The organism is Candidatus Obscuribacterales bacterium, assembly GCA_036703605.1.
Lineage (GTDB): Bacteria > Cyanobacteriota > Cyanobacteriia > RECH01 > RECH01 > RECH01.
Map to the genome: position 1 here is coordinate 1 of DATNRH010000466.1, position 5,305 is coordinate 5,305.

Annotated in this window: 5 protein-coding genes; 2 read left to right on the forward strand and 3 right to left on the reverse strand. The window is 54.1% G+C overall.

Annotation, left to right across the window (positions count from 1 at the left end; all coding sequences use genetic code 11):
• A partial coding sequence (locus tag V6D20_09925; GenBank protein HEY9816097.1) for an SAM-dependent chlorinase/fluorinase occupies positions 1-583 on the reverse strand: 583 nt, incomplete at its 3' end.
• A 45-nt stretch (positions 584-628) separates the two neighbouring features.
• On the opposite strand from V6D20_09925, the gene V6D20_09930 reads away from it, so the two are divergent.
• Positions 629-2,470: an ABC transporter ATP-binding protein gene (locus V6D20_09930; GenBank protein HEY9816098.1), complete on the forward strand. Its 1,842-nt coding sequence runs from the start codon at positions 629-631 to the stop codon at positions 2,468-2,470.
• A 41-nt stretch (positions 2,471-2,511) separates the two neighbouring features.
• Here V6D20_09930 and V6D20_09935 read toward each other — a convergent pair whose 3' ends face one another.
• Both V6D20_09935 and V6D20_09940 read right to left on the reverse strand, forming a co-directional pair.
• The gene (locus V6D20_09935; protein HEY9816099.1) at positions 2,512-3,033 is read right to left on the reverse strand and encodes a tetratricopeptide repeat protein; all 522 of its coding nucleotides are present in this window, start codon (positions 3,031-3,033) and stop codon (positions 2,512-2,514) included.
• A 230-nt stretch (positions 3,034-3,263) separates the two neighbouring features.
• Complete coding sequence (locus V6D20_09940; GenBank protein HEY9816100.1) at positions 3,264-3,734, reverse strand: DUF2141 domain-containing protein; 471 nt, start codon at positions 3,732-3,734, stop codon at positions 3,264-3,266.
• 206 nt (positions 3,735-3,940) lie between these two features.
• Here V6D20_09940 and V6D20_09945 point away from each other — a divergent pair, with 206 nt between their 5' ends.
• Positions 3,941-4,417 carry a hypothetical protein gene (locus V6D20_09945; protein HEY9816101.1) on the forward strand — a complete coding sequence of 159 codons (477 nt, stop codon included), beginning with the start codon at positions 3,941-3,943 and terminating at the stop codon, positions 4,415-4,417.
• Positions 4,418-5,305 lie beyond the last annotated feature (888 nt).

The following is a 5,305-nucleotide window of genomic DNA, read 5'->3' on the forward strand; positions in this document are numbered from 1 at the left end:
CGGGGATGGTGGTGATGCCGTTGCCAAAGTGGTCGATGGCCTGAATGCAGCCGGTGATGGTGTTGCCCGATCGCTGCCAGGTGGTCAAGGGCAAATCGACGAGGGAGTCGGGGGCGATCGCCTCGCCTACGTCTTGCAGCGGCACCCCCTGGGCCAGATGGGCCGCCACCGGGGCAAAGATATCGCGGCCGTGGAAGGTGGCGCTGGGGTTGGCATTGCGCCAATACTGGGGTCGGTTGAGCACCACGGCTGCCTGGGGTCGCTTAGTCTGCAGCACGCCGCTGATCAGACCATTATCCGGGGCGACGAGGATGCCGTCGTCTAGTTCCACAGCGATCGCCCGCCGCTGACTGCCCACTCCCGGATCCACCACGGCCACATGCACGGTTCCCCGAGGAAAATAGGCGTAGGCGGTCATGAGTTGAAACCGGGCAACGGCCACATTCTGGGGTGGAATCTGGTGGGTGAGGTCGATCACTGTGGCGGTGGGGGCAATCTGAGCAATCACGCCCTTGAGCATGGCCCCATAGCTATCCGCTAGCCCAAAATCGGTTAGTAAGGTAATCACCCTAGGTATGGTCATTCTCAAGCCCTCCTCACGTGCCCCCCAACCCGCTAGGCTGGAAAGATGAGACAGTTACAGCGTCGTTTATATCAACTCTGGCAGCCGTTCCGCCAGTCGTTTTCTACCTTTCACTACTGCGGGCGGGCGATCGCTCTCGTTTGGCAAACCCATCGCGGCCTCACCCTCACCTTTGCCCTGTTGACCATCATTGCCGGCCTGCTGCCGGGGGCGATCGCCTATGTCGGCAAGCTGATTGTAGATGCGGTGGTGCAGGCGGCCCAAACGGGGGATGCAGGCGGCAGCGATCGCTGGATGGCCTTGCGATATTTGGGAGTTGAGGCGGTGCTGGTGGCCGTGCTGAGCGGCTGCCGTCAGGGCATTGCCCTCTGTCAATCGCTGCTGCGGGTACAGCTTGCCCAAACGGTGAATGTGCTAATTCTCCAAAAAGCTCTCACCCTGAGTCTGACCCAGTTTGAAGACTCGGAATTCTACGACAAAATGACCCGGGCCCGGCGAGAGGCGTCCAGTCGCCCCCTGAATATGGTGATGCGCGTCTTCGGCATCTTCCGCGACAGCCTGTCGATTCTCACCTTTTCGGGGCTGCTGCTGCAATTTTCCCTGGGAGCAGTCTTGGTGCTGATGCTAGCCTCGGTGCCGGCCTTCATGGCCGAAACCTATTTTGCAGACCAAACCTTTCGGGTGTTTCGCCGCCGTGCGCCAGAAACCCGCGAACAAACCTATCTAGAAACCTTGGTGGCTCGGGAAGATTATGCCAAAGAGGTGAAGCTCTACCAGCTAGGGGAGTTGTTTGTCGATCGCTATCGGCAAATTTTCGATCGCCTCTATCAAGAAGATCGGGATCTAACCATTCGCCGCAGTGTCTGGGGCTATGTGCTCAGTCTGCTCAGTAGCCTGGCGTTTTATGGGGCCTATCTGTGGATTGTGCTAGAAGCGATCGCTGGCCGTATTTCCCTCGGCGATCTGACCATGTATCTGGTGGTGTTCCGCCAGGGGCAAACCACCTTTGCCGGCATTTTGACCTCGGTGGGCGGCATGTATGAAGATTCCCTCTACCTCTCCACGCTCTACAGTTTTTTGGAAGAAGAAACCCCCGAAGAAGGCGGACAGGCTACCCAGGGCCCCATACCAGGGGATGGCATTCGGTTTGAACAGGTGTCCTTTGCCTATCCCGGCAGCCAAACTCTAGCGCTGACCGATATTTCCCTGCACCTAAAGCCAGGACAAAAGCTAGCGATCGTCGGTGAAAATGGCTCGGGCAAAACGACGCTGATTAAACTCCTCACCCGGCTTTATCAACCCAGCAGCGGCCGTATTTTGCTAGACGGCCTTGACCTGCGCGACTGGGACGTGGTGACTTTGCAGCAGCGGATTGGTGTGATTTTCCAAGACTTTGTTCCCTACCAGTTCACCGTGGGCGAAAACATTGGTGTGGGGGATGTGACCGCCATCCGCGATCGCGATCGCTGGCAAGAAGCGGCAGAAAAGGGCACGGCCCAAGCATTTATCGATACCATGCCCGAGGGCTACGACACAAGGCTCGGGCGATGGTTTCGGGGCGGACGAGAGCTGTCGGGTGGCCAATGGCAGAAAATTGCCCTGTCCCGAGCTTTCATGCGTCGTCAAGCCGATATTCTGGTGCTCGATGAACCAACCTCGGCCATGGATGCAGAAGCGGAGGTGAAAATTTTCGATCAGTTCCGGGCCGCCACCCAAAACCAGATCGCCATCCTCATTTCCCATCGCTTTTCTACGGTGCGCATGGCCGATCAGATCATCATTCTCAACCAGGGCAAATTAATTGAGCAGGGTACCCATGACGATCTGCTGGCCGCAGGCGGCCGCTATGCCCACTTGTTTTCGCTGCAAGCGGCAGGCTATCGCTAGGCTGGGCAGATCGGCACGCACTAGATGGGACGAGAGCTATATTAATCCGGTGCATAGTATTGGATATAGTCCAGCCAACCTTGGGCATCCTTGGCTTCGGGGTTAATGCTCAGGGTAGCGTTGAAGTCTGCCATAGCTCCCTGAGTGTCACCCAGGTCATAGCGGGCTAGACCCCGGTTGTAATAGGCATCTTCATCTTGGGTATTCAGGGCGATCGCTTGACTGTAGTCGGCGATCGCATCTTCGGGATATCCCAAGTCGTAGTGGGCTACGCCGCGATTGTAGTAGCTATCGCCATGGCGAGGATTAATTTGTAACGCCATGGTGTAGGCTTCGATGGCCGCCTGGAGCTCACCCCGCTCATAGGCAGCTAGCCCCTCCGCGTGATAACAATCTGCGCGTAAGACGGTATCGTCTACCAGCTCGCAGCCGCTAGGTTCCGATACCTCATCCTGGGGCATGAATTGGGCGACAACTGGAGATATGGCCACCATGCTGCTGGCTGAGACGACGGCCATTGTCGCGATCGCGCGTACCCAGTGAGATCGGATCAGCATCGCCATAGAAGCTCCTCCCTATGCATAGACTATGCAGACTATATGGACGATAACCTTGGACAGTCTTAGTCCATCTTGAGTGACAGTTTCTTGAGTGACAGTCTCCCCACACAACCCTGAGGTACAGCATGGGCTTCACTGGATTACTCCAGCAATGACCTGCTTCCTTCAGTCTTGCCTAGGCAAAGCCTTCGACAGAACCCGTTCACAGGTGATTTCATCAGTCCTAAATCCGTCTAAGGATATTGCATTCTAATTTGTAAGGTCATGCTACCCCCTAAAAGAAACATGGCATCATCGTAGGACGCTGGGCCGGTACGGGCGATCGCATTATTAGAAAACCCATAGCCCTCTGTTGGCATCCCAAAGAGACCCCGGTTGAGCACCTCGTCACCATTGGCATCATGGTAAATTGCCATGGCATAGGTTCCCGCCGGCAGTTCTCCAATGGTAAGACTCATGTCTACATCGGTAATGGGATCGCAGCCTTGGGCTACTGCATTACCATCCCCACTGGGAAACCCCTGGCTGCCGTTAAAGATTCTGTAGCAGACATTACCTTGTTGGCTATTGAGTTGCTCAACTCGGATGGTGAGCTGACTGTTGAGGTTCAGTTGAGACTCTGCCTGGGCCAAGCCTGCCATGGGTAAATGGCTTAGACCAAGTACCAGTCCTCCTCCCAGAATTCTATGTATCCAACACTTCATGGGTTCGTCTCAACCGTCTGAATTTGCCCAATCATTCTAGTCCACATTGATTCCTATCTTCCTCATCCATGAGTCGTGTTTTTGGCCTTGACTCATGGGGAGAAGAATTTGTGCCCTAGACACAATCAGCAAAAATACGGAGTGAGGGCTGAGTCTAGACCGCTTATCCTTAAAGAAAGTTAACAAATAGTTGTGGAGGTTATCCTATGCTCAGCCAGTTCAACCGTCTTGCCCTTGATAGCGATGGCCGCTATGCCAACGACTTAGAGCTACGGTTTATTGAGGAGTATCTCCAGTCCTACCAAATGCGGATTAACATTTACAAAAAACTGCAGGATGCCGAACAAAAGATTGTGCAGCAAGTCTATACCAAGCTGCGATCGCAAGATCCTAGCTTGCTGATCCATGGGCAGCAGGATATGACCGCCAAATGGAAGCGAGACACCATCCGCGTCCTGCGTTACTCTGCCGTCACCGTCCTCACCGATGACACCGCTACCTTCCAAGAACGGCTTTTGCTCTGGTTCCAAACCATCATGCGCGCTTTTGGAGCCCAGCGCAGTTGTGAAATGACCTACACCGTGATGCAAGAAGTGATCCAGCAACACTTCACCCCGGAAGAATATAGCTACATTGCCCCTGTACTCGACCTCAACCGCACCGCCCTCGGCACAGCCGCGTAACCCATACGCTTAAAAGCATCTACCCATCCACCATCGTCGTTCCATCTCTGTCGTTAGCCTGTCCTCCCTTTAGCTTGTTGATCCATCCGTTGCACTCCGCATCGTTACACTGGAGGCAGCGGAGTTTAGGGGCGGATTCTGTAGTATCGTTCTAGGCAAACCTAGACCTAGCATCCGGGCGATCGCCTGGGTCAAAAGTCTTAAGATTAGCAAACTTTTCATCTAGGCTTGTTAGATCTGCTTAACCTAGGGAATATTGAAATTAGCGGAGCAACATAACGGGCTTAAGTTGATAGGGCAAGGATGATCGCCATCGCCGTTCTCTTCACGCTGACACAGGTGCCACCATAAGATCACTCTCGTTTAGGTTCACCTTCGGGCCCTTGTGTCATCCTATGCTTAGGGCGCAGGTAGCAGTCCCCATCTCAGATTAGGATCAGTTTGGTCATTGCTCGTCGTTTTTAGGGTTTAACACATGAGGCCCTAGAGGTTAGTGCTGTCTAATGAACAACCCATACTAATTTGTGTCTGAGGTTATGATTTGAGCCCCATCATCCTGATTGAGCCCATGAAGCGCCGTTTATTACAGTACTGTCACGTGACCGTCTAGCGTCGAGTCTATAGGCTAGACCCCCAATCTTAGGTTAGTCATCCACCGTTTCACCCATCGATACGCTTGCCCCGCTAGAAAGATCAGCTTAGCGACTCGGCAGATATCCTCATAACAGCCTCTCTCAGATAGACACCATGGTAACCGCAAACAACCAGCACACCCTCAAAGCAAAGCAACCGAAAAAGCATAACCACTACGGGTTTCGCGATTTCTTTCAGTTTGATCCTGAGCAAGGCACCATCACAGACTGGAACGGAAGCTGCAATCTGCTGACC

Excerpts from the sequence above, each read along its gene's own strand:
- V6D20_09930 (HEY9816098.1), top strand. The coding sequence starts at position 629 with ATGAGACAGTTACAGCGTCGTTTATATCAACTCTGGCAGCCGTTCCGC.
- V6D20_09935 (HEY9816099.1), bottom strand. The coding sequence starts at position 3,033 with ATGGCGATGCTGATCCGATCTCACTGGGTACGCGCGATCGCGACAATG.
- V6D20_09940 (HEY9816100.1), bottom strand. The coding sequence starts at position 3,734 with ATGAAGTGTTGGATACATAGAATTCTGGGAGGAGGACTGGTACTTGGT.
- V6D20_09945 (HEY9816101.1), top strand. The coding sequence starts at position 3,941 with ATGCTCAGCCAGTTCAACCGTCTTGCCCTTGATAGCGATGGCCGCTAT.